Origin of the sequence: Mesorhizobium sp. M0011, assembly GCF_040324155.1 — a bacterium.
Classification (GTDB): domain Bacteria; phylum Pseudomonadota; class Alphaproteobacteria; order Rhizobiales; family Rhizobiaceae; genus Mesorhizobium.
The window spans coordinates 116,015-135,901 of record NZ_JAMYVQ010000004.1 but is presented as its reverse complement, the minus strand read 5'-3'; the positions used below and the strand labels follow the sequence as shown (position 1 = coordinate 135,901).

General features: G+C 63.5%; 17 protein-coding genes, 1 other RNA gene and 1 pseudogene. 5 read left to right on the top strand and 14 right to left on the bottom strand.

Annotated elements, in window-relative coordinates; all coding sequences use genetic code 11:
• Nucleotides 1-5 precede the first annotated feature (5 nt).
• Genes NKK51_RS06200 through mraZ form a run of 6 tightly spaced genes read right to left on the bottom strand, consistent with a single transcriptional unit; the run spans nucleotide 6 to nucleotide 6,548 of the window.
• On the bottom strand, nucleotides 6-1,463 hold the full coding sequence (locus tag NKK51_RS06200; protein ID WP_352551785.1) for a UDP-N-acetylmuramoylalanyl-D-glutamyl-2,6-diaminopimelate--D-alanyl-D-alanine ligase: 1,458 nt from the start codon (nucleotides 1,461-1,463) through the stop codon (nucleotides 6-8).
• Nucleotides 1,460-2,914: a UDP-N-acetylmuramoyl-L-alanyl-D-glutamate--2,6-diaminopimelate ligase gene (locus NKK51_RS06195; RefSeq protein WP_352551784.1), complete on the bottom strand. Its 1,455-nt coding sequence runs from the start codon at nucleotides 2,912-2,914 to the stop codon at nucleotides 1,460-1,462. The genes NKK51_RS06200 and NKK51_RS06195 overlap by 4 nt, the downstream gene beginning before the upstream one ends.
• Nucleotides 2,915-2,968: 54 nt before the next feature.
• Nucleotides 2,969-4,678 (bottom strand): peptidoglycan D,D-transpeptidase FtsI family protein, encoded by a 1,710-nt coding sequence (locus NKK51_RS06190; RefSeq protein ID WP_023813146.1) that lies wholly within the window; start codon nucleotides 4,676-4,678, stop codon nucleotides 2,969-2,971.
• The gene (gene ftsL, locus NKK51_RS06185; protein WP_127271473.1) at nucleotides 4,675-5,070 is read right to left on the bottom strand and encodes a cell division protein FtsL; all 396 of its coding nucleotides are present in this window, start codon (nucleotides 5,068-5,070) and stop codon (nucleotides 4,675-4,677) included. Before ftsL ends, NKK51_RS06190 begins: the two co-directional genes overlap by 4 nt.
• Nucleotides 5,071-5,073: 3 nt before the next feature.
• Nucleotides 5,074-6,093 (bottom strand): 16S rRNA (cytosine(1402)-N(4))-methyltransferase RsmH, encoded by a 1,020-nt coding sequence (rsmH, locus tag NKK51_RS06180; RefSeq protein WP_352551782.1) that lies wholly within the window; start codon nucleotides 6,091-6,093, stop codon nucleotides 5,074-5,076.
• Nucleotides 6,090-6,548, bottom strand: coding sequence for a division/cell wall cluster transcriptional repressor MraZ (mraZ, locus tag NKK51_RS06175; RefSeq protein ID WP_056582893.1), 459 nt, complete (start codon nucleotides 6,546-6,548; stop codon nucleotides 6,090-6,092). Before mraZ ends, rsmH begins: the two co-directional genes overlap by 4 nt.
• A 410-nt stretch (nucleotides 6,549-6,958) precedes the next feature.
• Here mraZ and NKK51_RS06170 point away from each other — a divergent pair, with 410 nt between their 5' ends.
• The gene (locus tag NKK51_RS06170) at nucleotides 6,959-8,074 is read left to right on the top strand and encodes a cystathionine gamma-lyase (RefSeq protein WP_352551780.1); all 1,116 of its coding nucleotides are present in this window, start codon (nucleotides 6,959-6,961) and stop codon (nucleotides 8,072-8,074) included.
• An 8-nt stretch (nucleotides 8,075-8,082) separates the two neighbouring features.
• Here the strand turns inward: NKK51_RS06170 and NKK51_RS06165 are convergent, their stop codons facing one another.
• The 7 genes from NKK51_RS06165 to NKK51_RS06135 all read right to left on the bottom strand — a co-directional run bounded on the left by NKK51_RS06165 (nucleotide 8,083) and on the right by NKK51_RS06135 (nucleotide 12,124).
• Nucleotides 8,083-8,262 (bottom strand): type II toxin-antitoxin system RelE/ParE family toxin, encoded by a 180-nt coding sequence (locus tag NKK51_RS06165; RefSeq protein WP_352442232.1) that lies wholly within the window; start codon nucleotides 8,260-8,262, stop codon nucleotides 8,083-8,085.
• A gap of 118 nt (nucleotides 8,263-8,380) precedes the next feature.
• Nucleotides 8,381-8,656, bottom strand: coding sequence for a type II toxin-antitoxin system ParD family antitoxin (locus NKK51_RS06160; RefSeq protein ID WP_023813151.1), 276 nt, complete (start codon nucleotides 8,654-8,656; stop codon nucleotides 8,381-8,383).
• A 177-nt stretch (nucleotides 8,657-8,833) separates the two neighbouring features.
• Nucleotides 8,834-9,243: RNase P RNA component class A (rnpB, locus tag NKK51_RS06155), an RNA gene on the bottom strand.
• Nucleotides 9,244-9,293: 50 nt separating this feature from the next.
• Nucleotides 9,294-10,019 (bottom strand): lytic transglycosylase domain-containing protein, encoded by a 726-nt coding sequence (locus tag NKK51_RS06150; RefSeq protein WP_352551778.1) that lies wholly within the window; start codon nucleotides 10,017-10,019, stop codon nucleotides 9,294-9,296.
• 208 nt (nucleotides 10,020-10,227) lie between these two features.
• Nucleotides 10,228-10,983, bottom strand: a complete 756-nt coding sequence (locus tag NKK51_RS06145) for an N-acetylmuramoyl-L-alanine amidase (protein ID WP_352551777.1) — start codon at nucleotides 10,981-10,983, stop codon at nucleotides 10,228-10,230.
• A complete protein-coding gene (locus tag NKK51_RS06140) occupies nucleotides 10,980-11,699 on the bottom strand; it encodes a TerB family tellurite resistance protein (protein WP_352551775.1) in 720 nt (239 codons plus the stop codon). Before NKK51_RS06140 ends, NKK51_RS06145 begins: the two co-directional genes overlap by 4 nt.
• 164 nt (nucleotides 11,700-11,863) lie before the next feature.
• Nucleotides 11,864-12,124, bottom strand: coding sequence for a hypothetical protein (locus tag NKK51_RS06135; protein WP_013530943.1), 261 nt, complete (start codon nucleotides 12,122-12,124; stop codon nucleotides 11,864-11,866).
• A gap of 195 nt (nucleotides 12,125-12,319) precedes the next feature.
• Between NKK51_RS06135 and NKK51_RS06130 the strand changes: the two are divergent.
• From NKK51_RS06130 to NKK51_RS06115, 4 genes and pseudogenes are all read left to right on the top strand, one after another.
• A pseudogene (locus NKK51_RS06130) lies at nucleotides 12,320-15,968 on the top strand (hydantoinase B/oxoprolinase family protein).
• A gap of 31 nt (nucleotides 15,969-15,999) precedes the next feature.
• Complete coding sequence (locus tag NKK51_RS06125) at nucleotides 16,000-17,298, top strand: BtaA family protein (RefSeq protein WP_352551773.1); 1,299 nt, start codon at nucleotides 16,000-16,002, stop codon at nucleotides 17,296-17,298.
• Nucleotides 17,295-17,960 (top strand): class I SAM-dependent methyltransferase, encoded by a 666-nt coding sequence (locus NKK51_RS06120; RefSeq protein WP_352551771.1) that lies wholly within the window; start codon nucleotides 17,295-17,297, stop codon nucleotides 17,958-17,960. Before NKK51_RS06125 ends, NKK51_RS06120 begins: the two co-directional genes overlap by 4 nt.
• A gap of 66 nt (nucleotides 17,961-18,026) precedes the next feature.
• The gene (locus NKK51_RS06115) at nucleotides 18,027-18,335 is read left to right on the top strand and encodes a HigA family addiction module antitoxin (RefSeq protein WP_127321777.1); all 309 of its coding nucleotides are present in this window, start codon (nucleotides 18,027-18,029) and stop codon (nucleotides 18,333-18,335) included.
• A 20-nt stretch (nucleotides 18,336-18,355) separates the two neighbouring features.
• Here NKK51_RS06115 and NKK51_RS06110 read toward each other — a convergent pair whose 3' ends face one another.
• A complete protein-coding gene (locus NKK51_RS06110; RefSeq protein WP_352551769.1) occupies nucleotides 18,356-19,735 on the bottom strand; it encodes a serine hydrolase domain-containing protein in 1,380 nt (459 codons plus the stop codon).
• Nucleotides 19,736-19,887 lie beyond the last annotated feature (152 nt).

Sequence of the window (19,887 nt, the reverse complement as noted above, 5' to 3'; positions counted from 1 at the left end):
CCGACCTAGGTCTGTTTTCTGGCTGTCGATTCAGCCGGGAATTTGCCCAGCAGCGCATCGACCAGTTTTGCAAAACCGATGCCCTTCGACGATTTGATCATCACCACGTCACCCGGCTTGAGCGCGGCAAACAGCACCGGCTTCAGCTCCTCGACACCGGCGCGGTATTCCGTCTTGATCTCAGCTGGCAGCGCTTCGGCCAGTGCCCGCATTTCCGGGCCGCCGAGGAAGACGGTCTGTGTCCCGGTGCCGACGATGAGTTCGGCAAGGGCTGCATGCAGCTTGGCCGAATGGTCGCCGAGTTCGAGCATGTCGCCGAGCACGGCGATGCGGCGGCCCTCGCCGGTGACCGGCGTCGCGTTGAGCAACGCCATGGCGGCAGCCATCGACGCCGGATTTGCGTTGTAGCTCTCGTCGATCAGCGTGATCGGTCCTCCCAGGTGGCCCGAAGTCGAGCCACCGGGATGGCGCAGCACATGGCGCTTGCCGCGCCCGCGCTCGGCCGAGAGATCGGCCAGTGCGAGTGCCACCTTATCAAGATCGGCGCCGACCAGATGCGCCGCACCCAGCACCGCCAGCACGTTCTGCACCATATGGCGGCCGGGCGCGCCGATCCGCGCCGTCACTTCGTGGCCGCCGATCCTGGCGATGATGTCGGAATGATCCGCATGCAGTTCGCATTTGGTGAGCTTGAAGGTAGAGCGCGCATTCTCGCCGAAGCCGTAGACGTGCTCGACACCGGCGGCATGGGCCATCTTGTCGAGCAGCTTGAAGCGCGTATCGTCGCGGTTGAGGACGGCGGCCCCCTCGGGCTCCAGCCCCTCGAAAATCTCGGCCTTGGCCTTGGCGATCTCGTCCAGATTGCGGAAGAAACCTAGGTGGGCCGCCGCGATCATGGTGACGATTGCGACATGCGGCCTCACCATCTTGACCAGCGGACGGATCTCGTCGGGATGGTTCATGCCGATCTCGAACACGGCATAGTCGCAATCATCAGGCATGCGCGCCAAGGTCAGCGGCACGCCCCAGTGATTGTTGAAGGACTGCGCCGAGGCATGCACCTTGCCGGCGGCTTGCAGCACATAGCGCAGCGCTTCCTTGGTGGTGGTCTTGCCGGCCGAACCGGTGACAGCGATGATTTTCGCGCTCGAACGGGCGCGCGACGCAACTCCAAGCTTTTCCAGTGCGACCAGCACGTCCTCGACGACGATGATCGGCGCCGTCAGCCGGCCGAGCGACGGCAGCTTGCCTTCGGCCACCACCAGCACGCCGGCGCCAGCCTTGATGGCGGCGGTTGCGAAGTCATGGCCGTCCATCGCCTCGCCCTTGATAGCGAAGAAGGCGTCGCCCGGTTGCAGGCTGCGGCTGTCGATCGAAATGCCTGAAATGCCGTCCGGCATCGGCCCGAGCGGCCGCCCGTCCATAGCGGCAACCAGCGTCTCGGAGGTCCACAGCAGGCTCATGCCGCACGCTCCGCGAGTGCCGCACGAACTTCCTCATGATCGGAAAAATGCAAGGTCTCGGAGCCGATCGTCTGGCCTTCCTCGTGGCCCTTGCCGGCCACGATCAGCGTGTCGCCGGCATGCAGCATGGCGACCGCCTCGTGGATCGCCTTGCGCCGGTCGCCGATTTCGATGGCGCCGGGTGCCGCTGCGAGGATCGCCGCGCGGATCGTTTCCGGCACTTCCGAACGCGGATTGTCGTCGGTGACGATGACGACGTCCGCAAGCCGCGTCGCGATCTCGCCCATGATCGGTCGCTTGCCGCGGTCGCGGTCGCCGCCGCAGCCGAACACGACGATGACGCGGCCGGTGGTGAACGGGCGCACCGAAGCCAGCACATTTTCCAGCGCGTCGGGTTTATGGGCATAATCGACATAGACGGGTGCGCCATTGGCGGTGGTGCCGACGAGGTCGAGCCGGCCCGGCGCGCCCTTCAGTTTCTCCAATGCCATCAGCGCCTTGGCGACAGGTGTTCCCGTGGAAATGGCAAGGCCCGCCGAAACCAGCGCGTTCGATATCTGGAAATCGCCGGCCAGCGGCAGGTCGACCTCATAGAGCACGCCGTCGGCCTCGACCTCGGCGCGCTGGCGGTGGCGCTCGTGCTCGACCCGCTTCAGCCTGAGGAAATCGCCATGGCGGCCAACCGTCAGCGCCTCGAGCCCGGCGGCCCGCGCCGCCTCGATCGTCGGTGCCGACCATGGATCGTCGGCAAAGATGACGGCCGGCGCACCTTTCGGCAGCAGCGTGTCGAACAGGCGCAATTTGGCGCGGTGATAGTCCTCGATGGTCGGATGATAGTCCATATGGTCGCGACCGAGATTGGTAAAGCCGCCGGCCGCCAGCTTCACGCCGTCGAGGCGGCGCTGGTCGAGCCCATGGCTGGAGGCTTCCATCGAGGCGTGGGTGACGCCGGCATCCGCCAATTCCCGCAGCAATTGATGCAGGGCGACCGGATCGGGTGTCGTCAGCGAGCCATAGTCGTTGCGCCCAGGCGCCACCACGCCGGTGGTGCCGATCGAAGCGGCGGCATAACCGGCCTGCTCCCAGATCTGCCTGGTGAAGGCGGCGACCGAGGTCTTGCCGCTGGTGCCGGTCACCGCGACCATGATCTCAGGCTGCTTGCCGGAATAGCGTGCCGCACTCAGCGCCAGCGCCAGGCGCGGATCGTCGACCGCCAGCACCGGAACCGACAGCCCGGCAATGGTGCTGCCCTTGCCCGCCACGATCGCGGCAGCACCGCGCGAGGCGGCGTCGGCGGCATAAACGGCGCCGTCGGCCTTGGTTCCGGCGAGCGCAAAAAAGACAACGCCCGGTTTTACCTGGCGGGAATCCGAAGAAATCCCTGTAACCTCCAGATCGACGGAAGCTATTCCCTCGACGGGCAGGATACCGGCTAGATCTCTGAGCTTCATCGAGTCCCGTTCACCGCAACAAAATAGCGCGCTGTTGCCGGCGCGCCCTAAGAATCACTGATAGGAAACCAGCGTTGCACCATTTTCATGGCTGAAATCTGGCTTCACGCCAAGCATGGCAGCTGAACGCCTGATGATATTGCCGGCCATGACCCCCGCATTTGCGGCCGCGACATCCGTCATACCAGGCTTTTCCGGGTGCGGGGCATCGGCAATGGTAAACACCAGATACTGCGGATCGTCCATCGGGAAGGCGGCGACGAAAGTGTTGAAATTCAAGTCCTTGGAGTAACGGCCATTGACGACCTTCTCGGCCGTTCCGGTCTTGCCACCAACGCGGTAGCCGGGGACTCTGGCGTTTCTGGCAGAGCCCTTTTCGGCATTGAGCGAATAGAGGTAGCGCATGCCTTCGACGGTCTTTTCGCTCACCACTCTCTTGGCGGTGGCCATCGCTTCCGCCTGCGTCCGCACCAAAAAGGTGGGGTTCATCAGGAAGCCGCCATTCATCAACGCCGCGCAGCCCACAGCCGCTTGCAGCGGCGTCGTCGACACGCCATGGCCGAAGGCGATGGTGAATGAATTGACCTGTTTCCAGACCTTCGGTTCAGTCGGACGGGCAGTCTCCGGCAATTCGGTCTGCATCCTGTCCAGAATGCCAAGGCGGTGCAGGAATTCGCGATGCCCCTCGATGCCGACCATCTCGGCTTCCCTGGCCGACCCGATATTGGACGAATAGAGGAACACCTCCGGCAACGACAGCACACGGTTCTTGCCGTGGAAATCGTGAATGGCCTGATGGCCGACCCGGATTGGATGCGAAGCATCGAAGCGGCTCGCCATCGTCGCCTTGCCGGAATCGAGCGCCATGGCGGATGTGAAGCTCTTGAAGGTCGAGCCCATCTCGTAGAGGCCCGCCGACATGCGATTCAGCCGGTCCTTGTCCTGTGCATTGTAGGGATTGTTCGGATCAAAATCCGGCACGGAAGCCATGGCCACCACTTCGCCGGTCTTGACGTTGAGCACGACGGCGCCGGCCCCCATGGCACGATAGCGCTCAAGGCCGGCGGCGATCTCGTCGCGCACCACATGCTGCACGCGCAGATCGATCGAAAGCTTTACCGGCTTGAGATCCTTGGCAATGGCAAGGCCCGATGCCTGCAAGTCGCTCAAGCCTTGCTCGTCCACATATTTCTCCATTCCGGAGATGCCCTGGTTGTCGATGTTGGTGAGGCCGACAATGTAGGACGAGGTCTCGCCGCTCGGATAGAAGCGGCGCTTTTCGGTGCGGAAGCCGAAACCGGGAATGCCGAGCTGCATGATGTCGGACTGTTGCTTGGGCGTCAGCTGCCGCTGCAGCCAGACGAAACCGGCGCCGCTCTTCAGCTTATGGTAGGTCTGCTCATAGTCGATGTCCGGAAGCACCGTCGACAGCTTCTCGATCGCCTCGTCGGCGTCGACAATGCGGCGCGGTTCTGCAAACAGCGACGCCGTCTTGATATCGGTGGCCAGCACTTCGCCGTTGCGGTCGACGATGTCGGGCCGCGATGCCGTCACCCGGCTCTGCGGACCGCCCGACATATCGGGGGTCTGGAAGCCGAGATAGACCAGCCGCCCTGATATGGTCGAGAAGATGCCGAAGAACACCGCCATCGTCATGACGATGCGCGTCCTGCCCTTGCCGCCGGTCGCCTTGCGGGCGCCCTCGACCACGATCGATCCATCCTCACTCGTCCTGGCGCGACGCTTCAGCAGTTTGCCGATCATTGGGCGATGCCTCCGGTCACGACGGGATCCTTACTGTCCGAAGGCGCTTGGTCGGAATTGTCGGCCATGCCGCCCTGGCGTCCCGACAGGATGTCCTGGATGTCAAGGGATTTGGCCGGCAGGTCGCCGATGCCGCCTATCTGGCGGGCGCTGACCGGCTCGAGTTCGAGCTGCGACTTGTAGAGTTCAGCCAGCTTCTGCAGCCGCGACGGCTGGGTAAGCAGGCTCCAGTCGGCCTTGAGCAGGTCGATCGTGTCCTCCTCATAGCGTATCTGCGCATGGATCTTCTGCACCGCGGCCAATTGTTCCTCGGCCTCGCGCTTGGCCTTGTAGGTAAGGGCCGCGACCGCAACCATGACGGCGATCAGGACAATGTCGCTGGTACGAAACACGTGTTACCTCTCCCCCGGCCGGTCGATACCGGGAAGCTTTGGAAGGCCGAAAATCGAAAAAACACTGCCGCGCGCCGGCGCCTCGGTGCGGATCGCCGCGCGCAGCCTGGCCGAACGGGCGCGCGGATTGGCCGCCACCTCGGCGTCGCCGGCAGTCACGCCGCCGCCCGCCTTGCGGAACGTCGCGGTGCGCGCATGAGCCTCGGGCAGGTGACGTGAGCCGGTCGCAACATCGGCCCGGTCGGCGATGAAGCGCTTGACGATGCGGTCTTCCAGCGAATGGAACGTCACCACGGCGAGCCGACCGCCCGGCTTCAGCGCGCGTTCGGCCGCGAACAGCGCCTTGGCCAGTTCGCCAAGCTCGTCATTGACGAAGATGCGCAGCGCCTGGAAGACGCGCGTCGCCGGATGGATCTTGTCCTTCGGCGCCCGGCCGATATGCGTCTCGATGGCGTCGGCCAGTTCCAGCGTGCGTTCGAACGGGCGCTTTTCGCGGCGCGCCTCGATCATGCGGGCGATGCGTCCGGCATGGCGCTCCTCGCCGAGAAAGCCGAAGATACGGGCAAGGTCGCCCGGCTTGAAGGAATTGACGACATCGGCGGCGCTGAGGCCCGATTGCGCCATGCGCATGTCGAGTGGCCCGTCGGCGCGGAACGAAAACCCGCGCTCGGCCTGGTCGAGCTGCATCGAGGACACGCCGATGTCGAGCACGACGCCCTCGGCGCTCTCGACATGTTCGTCCAGCGTCGAGAACGGCGCCTGCACCAGCCGCAGCCGGCCGCCGGACTGCGCTTCCAGATCGCGCCCGGCATCGATTGCATCCGGATCGCGATCGATCGCCACAACCGAGGCGCCCGTCGCCAGAATGGCCTTGGTGTAGCCGCCGGCACCGAATGTGCCATCGATGATGACGTCGCCCTGCGCCGGCGCCAGTGCTTCGAGCACTTCGCCAAGGAGGACCGGAATGTGGCGGGCCGATCCGCCAACGGCGTGAGGAAGGTCATCGCCGTGGCTCGCCGTCATTCCGGTCGCTCCCCAGGCTTCGTCCCCTGCCGAAGCTGCAAAAGCCGGGCTCGCGCCTGCGCCCCATAGGCGGCAAGCCGTCCCGGCTCCCAGATCTGAAAGAAATTGCCGCGTCCGACAAAGGCCACTTCCGCCGAAATGCCGGTGTGTTCGCGAATGAAATCGCTCATCGTGATGCGGCCGTCCTGGTCGAGTTTCAAGAAGGTGCCATCGCCATGGCAGAAGAACGACATGTCGTCCGCCGTCTGCAGGAAGGGATCCTCGAGCGCAATGCGCTGCTCGTAGCGGTCGAGCAGGTCGAGCCCGCCGACATCCATCGCCGGCAGGTCGAGGCAGCGCAGCGCGTAGAGTTCCGAATAGCCGCGCTTCTGCACGACGGCACGGAAATGCGCGGGAACGGACACCCGTCCCTTCGCATCGATCCTGCTCACCGTGTTTGACAGAAACCGGTCCATTAAACGCTACAGCCGCTTTCGCCGCCGCACCCCTCTCCATCTTGTCGGCCGCCCCGCCGCGGCGCGTTCCCTGCCCCGTATCAGCCTCGTCCACACGGGCAAAGACCGGCAAACGCGCAGCCGCCGCGGCTGCCCGATTGGCGTACGCTTTACCCTGACGCGGAACGAAGGCTTTGATGTCTGGATGGGATATCATGGGGCACTATGGGCGTCAACGGGAATAGGCTTCACAAACACGCGCGCCGCGACCAATGAGAGCAGCCTCGCCGACACGTCTCGTCTTTATGGTCTATTAAGCCTAACGAACCGTTTAGAGCCGCCTGGCCCAACCGGACGCGCCTTGCCGCGCGCCGCTGCCGGGCATAGCGTCTCGCCACATATCGCCGGTCGCAAACAGGGTTGGAAATTCGATGTCTGAAACTGCAAAGTCACGCGCTGCAGCGCTTCCTCATCTGCGTCGCAGCGGGCTTGCCATGGGCGATTCCATTCCCCTGCCCCTGACCATGGCCGCCATTTTTCATGCGCCCGGCGACGCCACCGGTTTTAACCAGTACGGGCGATTCAGCAACCCGACCTGGGACGCGGTCGAACATATGCTGGCTCATCTGGAGGACGCACCTTGCGTCGGGTTCCCTTCAGGAATGGCGGCAATCTCGGCGGCGTTCTTTGCCGTGCTCAAAACTGGCGACCGTATCCTGCTGCCTTCGGACGGCTATCACACGACGCGGGCTTTGGCCGATCGCTTCCTCAAGCCGCTCGGCATCACCTACGACGTCAGGCCGACCTCGACCTTCCTCGATGGTGGCTTCGATGGCTATCGGCTGGCGTTTGTCGAAACCCCTGCCAATCCGGGGCTGGATATCTGCGATATCGCCGCCGTTGCCGATACTGTTCACAAAGCCGGCGCGATCCTTGTCGTCGACAACACGACCATGACACCCTTCGGCCAACGGCCGCTCGACCTTGGCGCCGATATCGTCGTTGCCGCCGACACCAAGGCACCCAATGGCCACTCCGACGTGCTGTTCGGCCATGTGGCCAGCCGCAATGCCGATATCATCGCCGCAGTGACCGGCTGGCGCGAAGTTTCCGGCAGCATTCCCGGACCATTCGAAGCCTGGCTGGTGCACCGCGGCCTGGAGACACTGGATGTGCGCTTCGATCGCATGTGTTCCTCGGCGGAAGTCATCGCGCGGCGGCTGCAGGGCCACCGGGCAATCAGCGGCTTGCGTTATCCCGGACTGGAAGGCGATCCGTCGCACAACCTTGCCCGCGCCCAGATGGAGCGCTTCGGCTTCCTCATCTCGTTCGAGCTCGCCTCGGAGGACAAGGCCGAGGATTTCATCAACAATTGCGCCTTGATGCAGGCCGCGACATCCTTCGGCGGCGTCCACACGTCCGCCGAGCGGCGCTTGAAGCGAGGCGATGCCGTTGCCGCCGGCTTCGTTCGCCTCTCGGTCGGCTGCGAGCCGGTGGACGAGCTCTGGAAGGCGATCGAGGCGTCACTGGACAAGATCGGCGGCTGACGAAACGGCTACGCGCCGACGTCATCGGCCTCGATGTTGCGCTTGCCATGCAGCACGCGGATTATTTCGATCGCATCGTCATCGACCCGGTACAAGGTGAGATAGTCGCCAACGACCAGATGACGGATGCCTGGCGCGATGTCGTCGCGCGGTGCGCCTAAGAAGGGATAGGTGGCAGTTGCCGCCACCGCGCCTCGATGCGATCGAGCAACCGATCGGCCGCAGCCTCGCTGTCGCGTGCAACATGAAGCCAGATCGCGATCAAATCGTCTTCTGCGCGCGCATTCCGGACGATGGGCAGCAGATTCATGCCGCGTCGTCAGATCGCAGGCGTCTCCTCGCTTCAGCCTTGATGTCATCCATTGACGCAAATCGACCAGGCCCGCTGTCGATCCCTTCCTGCACCAGCTTGCGCAATTCCTCGACCGTGTAGCCATGCAGGTCGCGCCGGTCTTTCCACTGTCTGAGCGCGTCGCGGATCACTTCGCTGGCCGATGCATATTCGCCGGCGGCGACTACATCGTCCACCGCCGCCGCCAGTTCCGGCGACAGCGTGATGCTGCGTTTGTCGACCTGTCCCATGAGAGGCTCCCGATGCTATCAGCTGATCCATGGTACGATTTAATCGCACCAGTTTCAAGCAATAGCCGGCCCTCGCTCGCATGGATGGATCGGTGAACAAACTTGAATCAACAGGCGCGCCCGAGGGCGCATCCTGCTGATCTCAAAAGACTTCTCTTCGATATCGCGGGAGAAAAAATTGCCAGCTGGCCTGTAAGCCGGGTTCTGTATGGCCCTCGCCCCTTGCGAGGCGAGAACGTGGCGGCCATTCATCTTGGGCGCATGTTGCCATGCGCCTCACGCAACCTACCCGGACGGTGAGCCGGAAACAGCCCTCGAGAGTTTCCCCTCGCACCGTCCCTATTCGGTCTTGCTCCCGGTGGGGTTTACCGTGCCGCTCCTGTTGCCAGTCGCGCGGTGGGCTCTTACCCCACCCTTTCACCCTTACCCCGAATCCGGCAAGCCGGATCGTGGCGGTTTGCTTTCTGTGGCACTTTCCCTGGGGTCGCCCCCGCCGGCCATTAACCGGCACCGTGTTTCCATGGAGCCCGGACTTTCCTCACCCACGACCTTTCGGCGTTTGCGGGTGCGGCCGCCCAGCCAGCTGGCAGAGCGTATAAAGGGGTTCACGCCCGAAAACGCAAACGAAAAAGCAGACTTATGCGGGCGATCCCAGCGCAGCCATCTGCACCTTCACCTTGCCGCAATAGGCTGCCGACACCGGGTTCATCCGCGTTGCGGCGTGGCCGGCATTGTATTTCAAAATCGTGCCGCAGGTCGTGCCGCCGCCGAGGCTCCGCGCCATGGCAAGATATTTCATCCCGTATTTGATGTTGGTGTCGGGATCGAACAGACCCTTGGCGGAGCCGCTATAGCCCATCATCCGAGCCGTGGCCGGCTTGATCTGCATCAGGCCGATCTCGCCGGCGCCGCCGACGATGTTGGGCCGATAGTTGCTTTCGATCTGGATAACCGCCGAGGCGAGCGATACCGGAACGCCTTCGATCGCCGCATAGCGGGCAACGATTGCGGAATACTGCCCGCTGCTGGCCACCGTGGCCGCCGAGGCTGCCGCGTTCCGGACACCGATCGACGCCGTTGCCGTCATGTCGACGGTTTTTCGGCCACGCTTCGTCTGCTTTCTGGCGGACTTCTTCGGCTTGGACCAGCTTGCTTTTTCCATTTTCGCGGAAGCCCGCTTCGTCGCCTTGGCGTCCTGGCCTGCCTTGCCGCTTCTGGCCTGTGGGGCCTTGCCGCCTTTCGCGGATGCCACGACAGGCCCTTGATCGGCTCGCGGGCTGAGGGGCGCGGCATCTGCGGTACTGAAGGCAAAAGTCATTACACCGGCAGCAAGAGCTGCCGTTAAAACGGTAAATTTCTGCATGTGATCCTGTTCTGTCTGAACCGCGCGAAGATGTTCGCGCAGCAACGCCTAACCAACGTCGGAACAACCCGGGGGCTTGGGGTCCGACATCTACACGTCAGCCGTTTGACGCCCGAATTGGTGTCAAACAAGGCCAGGCAAGTCACTTTGAGTGACAGCTTGTAACTTAAGGATTGGAAAGAATTGCTTGGAAGAGGCTTCCCGGGGGTCAGCGCCTCACGGAAGCAAGCAGCCTTTGCAGCGTCCGCAGCGTCGAGCCGTCGGCAACGCCGTCCACCTTGCGCGGCCGGAAATGACGCTGGAAGGCCTCGACCACCGCCTCGGTCTCCCGGTCGAAAACGCCGGATATTTCAACGCCATAACCGTAGAGCGCCAGCATCGACTGCAACGCTTCGACGTCGCCGCCGGTGTCGCCGGTTGTCAGAGTGGCGCCTCGCCTGACGGGTGCGGCCGCCACGAGATGACCGACACCGGCTTCGAACAGCGTCCGCCACGGAAACCTCTCGCCGGGATCGATCTTGCGCCCCGGCGCAATATCGGAATGCGCGAGTACCCGCTCGGCGGCGATCGAATGCCGACCGGCGATCCCACGGCACAGCCCGATCACCGCATCGATCTGCCGCCGGGGAAAACCGGGATAACCCAGCGAATGCCCCGGATTGACGATCTCGATGCCGACCGAACAGGAATTGATGTCGGCCCGTCCGAACCACGAACTCTTGCCGGCATGCCAGGCGCGGTCGCTTTCCCTGACCATCTGCACGATATGGCCATTCTCGTGGACGAGATAATGCGACGAGACCTCGCTGGCCGGGTCGCAAAGCCAAGCCTCGGCCCCGGCGCCGGTCGCCATACCGGTGTAGTGCAGCACGATCATGTCAGGCCTGGGCGTCTCGCGCCGCGGGCCGAAATTCGGCGATACCCTGACTTCGGCACGTGGCTCGTCGGGCAGAAAGCCGCTCATGCGTGGCGCAGGCCCCGCTCGATCATCTCGTAGGCGGCGTTGATCGCCGCCACCCTGGTGGTCGCGATCTTGATGAATTCCTGAGGCAGGCCGCGCGCGATCAGCCGGTCCGGATGATTGTCGGAAACCAGCTTGCGATAGCGTTTCCTGACCTCTTCGAACGGCTTGCCGCGCTCGATGCCAAGCACGACATAGGGATCCCCGGCGCCGAGATTGACGTGCCGCGCCATGATGGCCTCGTAATGCGCTTCGTCGATGCGGAAAATCTCGGCGATGCGGTGCAGGAAGTGGCCTTCGCGCTCGTGCACCAGCCCGTCGGCCTTGGCGATGTGGAACAGACCGTCGAGTATGTCTTCCAGCATCACGCAATTGGAATGCCCGGAACCGCACATCTGCGCCATCCGCTCGGCATAGGTCTCGAAACCGGCCACGTCGCGTTGGGCGAGATCGAACAGACGCGCCACATTGCGCGTCTCCTTCGGCGGCACTTCGAAGATTTCCTGGAACGCGCGCACCTCGTCCTGGGTGACGATGCCATCGGCCTTGGCCATCTTGGCCGACAGCGCGATCATCGCCACCGAAAAGGCGACACGCCGGCGCAAATCCGTATCGCCGGCGAAAACCGTGCGCACGGCCTCGACCACGTCGGCGACACCCGACGAGGCTGAGGATGAAACGCGGGTGATGAATTCGCCGAGGCGATCCCAAATCGACATGGCCTGCTTCTTAGAGCCACCGCCCGCTCCTATCAAGCCGGGACAGTGCCGCAGGCTTTGCGCGACAAATAGATCGGACTCGAACGCCACGGCGCTCGGACAATATGAGAAAGGCCGGCTCGCGCCGGCCTTTCTCATTCATCACACGAAGTACTGCTTGCTCACTACTGCGCAGGCGCAGGAGCTGGTGTTGCCGGAGCCGGCTCGGCAGGCTTCTCGGGTGTGATGCTCTTCGTGGTCGAATTATCCGTTGCCGGAGGCGTCGCGGCCGGCGGCGTGGCTTCCGGGGTAGCCGGCTTCATCGGTTCCTCGGCGGCCGGCGGATTGGTGCTCTGGGTGGTGGTATTGTCCGTACCGCTGTCACTGCAGGCGGCGACGCCAAGCAAGGCCAAACCGGAAACGGACGCGAGAATGAGCTTTTTCATTTTGTCTCTCCTTCAACACACGCTCACGTTGCCGTGAGCGGTCGAAGGACAAATGCGCCAGACGACCATGAGTTTCGTAACGTTGCGTTTCGGCATGTAACATCGTCTGGTTCATTTGCGATTGCCGCTCGGGCCGTGGCGAACTAACAGCATGTGCCGAACCACCGATCGAACGTAAAAGCGCTAGGGGCTGTCATGACCGAAAAATGGGATTTCTGGATCGACCGCGGCGGCACATTCACCGATATCATCGGCCGAGATCCAGAAGGCGGGCTGCACCCGCGCAAGCTTCTCTCCGAAAATCCCGAAGCCTACAACGATGCTGCCATCCAGGGCATTCGCGACCTTCTTGGCTTGTCGGCCGGCGACACGATCCCGAGCGGCCTGATCGGCGACATCAAGATGGGCACCACGGTTGCCACCAATGCGCTGCTGGAGCGCAAGGGCGACCGCGTGCTTTTGCTCATCACCAAGGGCTTTCGCGATGCGCTGAAGATCGCCTACCAGGCGCGCCCGGACATCTTCGCCAAGGAGATCATCCTTCCCGAACAGCTCTACGAGCGCGTCATCGAAATCAACGAGCGTGTGCGCGCCGATGGCTGCGTCGAACAATTGCTCGACATCGCCGCCTGCCGGCCGGCGATCGAACAGGCCAGGGCCGATGGCATCGATGCGGTCGCCATCGTCTTCATGCACGCCTGGAAATACCCCGACCACGAGAAGGCTGTGGCGAAAGTCTGCCGCAAACTTGGTTTCGCCCAAGTCTCGGTCAGCCATGAGGTCTCCCCACTGATCAAGCTGGTCGGCCGCGGCGACACCGCGGTGGTCGACGCCTATCTGTCGCCAATCCTGTCGCGCTACGTGCAAAGGGTGGCGGGAGAGTTGGGCGCGGCGCCCCTAAACACCCCCCTGGGGGGGGATGGGCCCGAGCCCCCCCCGGTTTTTAATATTTTATAGGGGGGCCGCCCCCCCCCCCGCCATGTTCCAGGGCAAAGACGCACTGCTGTCGGGGCCCGCCGGTGGCGTCGTCGGCATGGTCGAGACAGCCAGGCTCGCCGGCTTCGAAAAAGTCATCGGCTTCGACATGGGCGGCACCTCTACCGATGTCGCCCACTATGACAGCGAATACGAACGCGCCTTCGACACCGAGGTCGCCGGCGTGCGCATCCGCGCGCCGATGATGCGCATCCACACCGTCGCCGCCGGCGGCGGCTCGATTCTGCATTACGAGGCCGGCCGTTTTCGCGCCGGACCTGACTCGGCTGGCGCCAATCCCGGCCCGGCAGCCTACCGGCGCGGCGGCCCGCTCGCCGTCACCGACGCCAATGTCATGCTTGGCAAGCTGCAGCCCGATTTCTTTCCGGCTATATTCGGACCCGGCCAGGACGAGCCGCTCGACGTCGAGACGGTGCGGGCAAAATTCTCGGCACTCGCCGCCGAGATCGGCGATGGCCGGTCGCCCGAGACCGTCGCCGAAGGGTTCGTCACCATCGCCGTGGAGAACATGGCCAATGCCGTCAAGAAGATCTCCGTCCAGCGCGGCTACGACGTCACCGAATATCTTTTGAACTGTTTTGGCGGCGCGGGCGGCCAGCACGCTTGCCTGGTCGCCGACGCGCTCGGCATGGAGGCGGTGCTGATCCATCCCTTCTCTGGCCTGCTGTCGGCCTATGGCATCGGCCTGTCCTCGGTCTTTGCCTCGCGCCAGCAGGCGCTGCTAAAGCCGCTTGCCGAAGAGTCCAGAACAGAGATCGGCAGCCTCATTGCCATCTTGAGAGAAGCCGTCATCGCCGAACTCGCGGCGCAAGGCATCGGCGAGGATACGGTCGCCACGAAGCCGGTGCTGCACATTCGCTATGACGGCACCGACACGACACTGCCGGTGAATTTCGAGGCGGATTCGATTTTCCAGGCCAGGCGCGATTTTGAAATCGCCCACAAGGCGCAGTTCGGTTTCGTTTATGACGACAAGCCGATGATCGTCGAGACCGTCGGCGTCGAAGGCGCGGACACCGGCGGCACCGGGCGCGACGAAACTGAATCGCGAACCGAAGACCTTGCCGTAAGCCCTTCGCAAACCCGCGAAATCTTCACCGAAGGAGAGTGGCGCACTTCACCCATCTTCCGCCGCGAGGCGCTGAAGCCGGGAAACAGGGTTGCGGGACCTGCCTTGATTATCGAGCCGAACCAGACAATCGTCATCGAGCCGGGCTGGCAGGCCGAAATCACCGCCAGGAACCATGTGCTCCTGCGCCGTGTCGAGAAAAAGCGCCGGCAGGCAGCGCTCGGCACCGAGGCCGATCCGGTCATGCTGGAGGTCTTCAACAACCTCTTCATGTCGATCGCCGAGCAGATGGGCGTGACGCTGCAGAACACCGCCTATTCGGTCAACATCAAGGAACGGCTGGATTTCTCCTGTGCCGTCTTCGATCGCACTGGCGCGCTGGTCGCCAATGCGCCGCATATGCCGGTGCATCTGGGCTCGATGGACCGCTCGGTCGAAACCATCATCCGGCTGAATTCCGGCGACATCCACCCCGGCGACGTCTTTGCCCTCAATGCGCCCTACAATGGCGGCACGCATCTGCCCGACATCACCGTGGTGACGCCGGTGTTCGACGACGCCCAACGCGAAATCCTGTTCTGGGCCGCCTCGCGCGGCCATCATGCCGATATCGGCGGCACGGCACCCGGCTCGATGACGCCGCTCGCCACCACGGTCGACGAGGAAGGCGTGCTGTTCGACAATTTCCGCATCGTCGATCGTGGAAAATTCCGCGAGAAGGAGCTGGAAACGCTGCTCACCGACCACCGCTACCCGGCCCGCAATCCGCACCAGAACATCGCCGATCTCAAAGCGCAGATCGCCGCCAACGAGAAGGGCGTCGCGGAACTGCGCAAGATGGTCGCGCATTTCGGCCTCGATGTCGTCGAGGCCTATATGGGCCATGTCCAGGACAATGCGGCTGAAAGCGTGCGCCGCGTGCTGGAGCGGCTGCCCGACAGTTCGCAGTACGAATACCCGACCGACACCGGCCAAATCATCAAGGTGAAGATCACTGTCGACCGGCAAAAGCGCGAGGCGACCGTTGACTTCACCGGCACATCACCGGTCATGAAGAACAATTTCAACGCGCCGGAACCGGTCGCCCGAGCGGCCGTGCTCTATGCTTTCCGCGTCATGGTCGAGGACATGATCCCGATGAATGCCGGCTGCCTGCGGCCCATCAACATCATCATTCCCGATGGCTGCATGCTGAAACCCGCCTACCCCGCCGCCGTCGTCGCCGGCAATGTCGAGACCTCGCAGCATGTCACCAACGCGCTGTTCGGCGCCATGGGCGCCATGGCCAACGCGCAAGGCACGATGAACAACCTGACCTTCGGCAACAAGACCTACCAATACTACGAGACGATCTGTTCCGGCTCGCCGGCCGGCCAGATGAACTCGGGCCGCGGCTTTGCCGGCACCTCCGGCGTCCACACCCACATGACCAATTCGCGCCTCACCGACCCGGAAGTGCTGGAATTGCGCTTTCCCGTGCTGCTCGAGGATTTCCACATTCGGGAAAACTCCGGCGGCAAGGGCAAATGGAGCGCCGGCGACGGCACAAAACGCACCATCCGCTTCCTCGAAAAGATGGAATGCGCGATCCTCTCCTCGCACCGCAACCGCCCGCCGCAAGGGCTGGACGGCGGCGGCGACGGCGAGGTCGGCTCGACCAAGATCCGCCGCAACGACGGCACGGTCGACGTGCTGAAAGCCTGCGATCAGACCGTGCTGCAGGCCGGCGACGCCGTCATACTGACGACGCCGACGCCGGGCGGATTTGGCAAGCCGTAAGGAGGCATCAACAGGCTGTCACCGGCCTGTCATGACCCTGGGTTACCCGCTTGCGGCAAAGCAAATGGGGAATCATCTTGCCATGACGGACGTTTCCGCAGATCTGGTTTTTCGCCGCGGCAAGGAAGTTGGAAAGGCCGTCTACCAGAACCGCCCGCTGTCGAAGGCCGGCATTTCGGAGCGGCTGTTCGCCTTCCTGTTTTCCGGCCTCGTCTATCCGCAGATCTGGGAAGACCCCGATGTCGACATGGAGGCGATGCAGCTTGGCCAGGGCCACCGCGTCGTCACCATCGCCTCCGGCGGCTGCAACATCCTGGCCTACCTCACGCGCTCGCCGGCCCGGGTCGACGCCGTCGACCTCAACACCGCGCACATCGCGCTGAACCGCATGAAGCTGGAGGCGGTGCGCCATTTGCCATCGCAGAGCGACCTGTTCCGCTTCTTCGGCGCCGCCGACACCAGCCACAATTCGAAAGCGTATGACCGTTTCATCGCGCCGCATCTCGATCCGGTCAGCCGTCACTACTGGGAGCGCCGCAACTGGCGCGGCCGCCGTCGCATCACTGTGTTCGACCGCAATTTCTACCAGACCGGCCTGCTCGGCCTGTTCATCGCCATGGGCCACCGCACGGCAAAATTCTTCGGCGTCGACCCTGCCGGCATCATGCAGGCCAAGAACATCGGCGAGCAGCGCCGCTTCTTCAACGAGGAGTTGGCGCCGGTCTTCGACAAGAAGCTTTTGAAATGGGCGACGTCGCGCAAGGCCTCTCTGTTCGGCCTCGGCATTCCGCCGGCGCAGTACGATTCGCTGATCACTTCTGGCGACGGCACCATGGCCAGCGTGCTGAAAGCCCGGCTGGAAAAGCTCGCTTGCGATTTTCCGCTGGAGAACAACTACTTCGCCTGGCAGGCCTTCGCCCGGCGCTATCCGAACCCCGGCGAGGCCGCCCTGCCCGCCTATCTCGAAAAACAGAACTACGAGACCATTCGCGGCAATGTCGACCGCGTCGCCATCCACCATGCCAATCTGATCGAGTTCCTCGCCGGCAATGACGCAGGCTCCGTCGACCGCTTCGTCCTGCTCGACGCTCAGGACTGGATGACCGATGACCAGCTCAACGCGCTGTGGGCGGAAATCACCCGTACGGCTTCGGCCGGCGCCCGCGTGATCTTCCGCACCGCCGCCGAACCCAGCCTGTTGCCGGGCCGCGTCTCCAGCTCGCTGCTCGACCAGTGGACCTACCAGGATGAGGCTTCGCGCGAATTCTCGGTCCGCGACCGTTCGGCCATCTATGGCGGCTTCCATCTCTATGTGAAGCGTGCGGCATGAGCACGACCGAGCTGCCGGCCGACCATGCCGAATTGATGGACGGCGTCTACCGCTGGCAGCGCCACATCTACGACCTGACCCGCAAATACTACCTGCTTGGCCGCGACCGGCTGATCGCAGGGCTCGATGTGCCCGCCGGCGGCACCGTGCTGGAACTCGGCTGCGGCACCGGCCGCAACATCATCCTGGCCGCGCGTCGCTACCCCGACGCCGGCTTCTTCGGCCTCGATATTTCAGCCGAAATGCTGGAGACGGCCAGCGCCGCGATTGCCCGCGAGGGCCTGGTCGATCGTGTCACGCTCGCCCAGGGCGACGCCACGGGATTCGATGCCAAGGCGCTGTTCGGGCGCAACGGCTTCGATCGCGTCTTCGTGTCCTATTCGCTGTCGATGATCCCCGGCTGGGAAAAAACTGTGTCGGCAGCGCTGGCCGCGCTGTTACCGAACGGTTCGCTGCACATCGTCGATTTCGGCCAGCAGGAAGGCCTGCCCGGCTGGTTCCGGACCTTGCTGCGCAATTGGTTGAAAAAATTCCACGTAGCGCCGCGTGAATCCTTGCGCGAGGTTCTGGAATCGCAATCCCAGCGAACCGGCGCAAGCTTCCGTTTCCGCACGCTTTATCGCGGCTATGCCTGGCTGGCGGTTATCAAGATAGCCCTCTGATTATTGCTATCGGAAGGGCAAGGTGCTCCAATTCTTCATGAGGTGGGGCAGCTTTGAGGTGAGAACATGTTGATGACCACACGCAAGCCGGCAACGGTTGGCGAAATTCTCACGGAAGAATTCATGCAGCCGCTTGGCCTGACGCAAGCGGCTTTGGCCGAGGCGATGGGGGTCCAGCGCAAACATGTGAACGAATTGTGCAACGACCGCCGCAACGTGACGGCGGCGACCGCGCTCATTCTGGCACGGGTGTTCGGCAACAGCCCGGATTTCTGGTTGAACGTCCAGCGCCGCAGCGATCTCTGGCAGGTCATGAACTCGCCCGACGAGCGGGCGCGGGTTGACCGTGCCAAGCCTTTGGCCACTGCTGCATAGCAAGAATTGCGGCGCCTGGTCTAATGCAGCGCCTTCACCAGCGCTCCGACCATCGTCTGCGGCCGGTAGCCGAGCTTGGCCGGCGTCAGCCCTAGCCGCACCACCACCAACTGCTCCGAGGGGATGATGGCGACCGTCTGCCCGTCATGGCCTTCCATCCAATACGTGTCCTTGGGCAGGCCTGCCGCGACGCCGGCGCCGGGGTTTTCCTCATCGCCCGGGGCCTCGATCCACAACTGACCCTTGCCGTAGACTTTCGAGGCGGATGCCGGCTCGCGCATCCAGTCGACGAAACCGGTTGGCAGGATCTGGTTGCCGTTCCACACCCCGCTTTGCAGCAGGAACTGGCCGAAGCGCGCCCAGTCATGGGCAGTCGCGTAGAGATAGGACGAGCCGACGAAGGTGCCTTGCTCGTCGGTCTCGAGCACCGCGCTGTGCATGCCGAGCGGCTCGAACAGCGCCGTGCGCGGCCATGTCAGCGCCTTGGCCTTGTCGCCGATCGCGTCCTGCCAGAGGCGCGACAGCATCACCGCCGTGCCGCTCGAATAGGAAAACTGTTTGCCGACCTCTGCAGCCAGCGGCTTGGATTCGGCGAAGCCCGCCATGTCAGGTTCGAGATAGAGCATGCGCGTGACGTCGGCGACGTCGCCATAATCCTCGTTGAACTCCAGCCCGCTCGACATCGCCATCATGTCGGCGAGGCGGATGGCAGTGCGGCCGTCCGCCTTCCACGGCGCAAACAGGTTTTTGTCGTCGAAAGCCATCTTGCCGTCCTTGACCAGCGTGCCGACGATGGCGGCGTTCACCGTCTTGGTCATCGACCAGCCGAGCAGCGGCGTCTTGGCGGAAAAGCCATCGCCGTAGCGCTCGCCGACGACGCGGCCATTCTTGACCACCACCACCGCGCGCATGCCGGTGCCGGCCAGCGCCGCATCGTCCAGCAGCTTGGCAATCACCGGATCCTGTGATGCCTCGACGCGCTCGCCTTGCGGCCACAGGTCGCCCATGGTGGCCGCCGACGGCTCCGCTTGGATCGCGGTCCGCCGCGCCTTGCCTACATCGCCGTCCGGAACCGAAGCGCAGCCCAGCCCGTCACGGGCGACGGCGATGCTCTTGCCGAGGAAGCCGAACAGGCCCGCCGACACCGTTCCCCTGTTCTTGTCCACCGAAACCCGCATTAGCCGCAGCAGGGGATGCCCGGGCGCCTGCACGTCGACGGCAAGCACCTCATTGGGATCGCGGCCGGCAATGAAGACGTTCGAACAGACGATCTTGGCCGAGTAGCCCGAGCCGACCCTGATCAACTCCGGCGGCGCGATATAAAGCCAGGCAAAAAGGGCGGCGATCGCCAGAACGATCAGGCCAAGCAGCCATTTGACGATCTTGACCACGATCCGCATTTATTTCCTCCGGGCCCTGCGCGACCCTTATGTCATCGATTTGCCGCCATTGCTTCCGCAAATCACAATGCTTGTCGAGCGCCATCAACGGATTATCAACCATGATCGGCGATCACAGGATATGCTGAGCGATGCTGTGGGGCGATCGCTCG

Coding starts and splice junctions, on each gene's coding strand:
- NKK51_RS06200 (WP_352551785.1), bottom strand. CDS start 1,463: ATGAGCCTGCTGTGGACCTCCGAGACGCTGGTTGCCGCTATGGACGGG.
- NKK51_RS06195 (WP_352551784.1), bottom strand. CDS start 2,914: ATGAAGCTCAGAGATCTAGCCGGTATCCTGCCCGTCGAGGGAATAGCT.
- NKK51_RS06190 (WP_023813146.1), bottom strand. CDS start 4,678: ATGATCGGCAAACTGCTGAAGCGTCGCGCCAGGACGAGTGAGGATGGA.
- rsmH (WP_352551782.1), bottom strand. CDS start 6,093: ATGACGGCGAGCCACGGCGATGACCTTCCTCACGCCGTTGGCGGATCG.
- mraZ (WP_056582893.1), bottom strand. CDS start 6,548: ATGGACCGGTTTCTGTCAAACACGGTGAGCAGGATCGATGCGAAGGGA.
- NKK51_RS06170 (WP_352551780.1), top strand. CDS start 6,959: ATGTCTGAAACTGCAAAGTCACGCGCTGCAGCGCTTCCTCATCTGCGT.
- NKK51_RS06160 (WP_023813151.1), bottom strand. CDS start 8,656: ATGGGACAGGTCGACAAACGCAGCATCACGCTGTCGCCGGAACTGGCG.
- NKK51_RS06150 (WP_352551778.1), bottom strand. CDS start 10,019: ATGCAGAAATTTACCGTTTTAACGGCAGCTCTTGCTGCCGGTGTAATG.
- NKK51_RS06145 (WP_352551777.1), bottom strand. CDS start 10,983: ATGAGCGGCTTTCTGCCCGACGAGCCACGTGCCGAAGTCAGGGTATCG.
- NKK51_RS06140 (WP_352551775.1), bottom strand. CDS start 11,699: ATGTCGATTTGGGATCGCCTCGGCGAATTCATCACCCGCGTTTCATCC.
- NKK51_RS06135 (WP_013530943.1), bottom strand. CDS start 12,124: ATGAAAAAGCTCATTCTCGCGTCCGTTTCCGGTTTGGCCTTGCTTGGC.
- NKK51_RS06125 (WP_352551773.1), top strand. CDS start 16,000: ATGACCCTGGGTTACCCGCTTGCGGCAAAGCAAATGGGGAATCATCTT.
- NKK51_RS06120 (WP_352551771.1), top strand. CDS start 17,295: ATGAGCACGACCGAGCTGCCGGCCGACCATGCCGAATTGATGGACGGC.
- NKK51_RS06115 (WP_127321777.1), top strand. CDS start 18,027: ATGTTGATGACCACACGCAAGCCGGCAACGGTTGGCGAAATTCTCACG.
- NKK51_RS06110 (WP_352551769.1), bottom strand. CDS start 19,735: ATGCGGATCGTGGTCAAGATCGTCAAATGGCTGCTTGGCCTGATCGTT.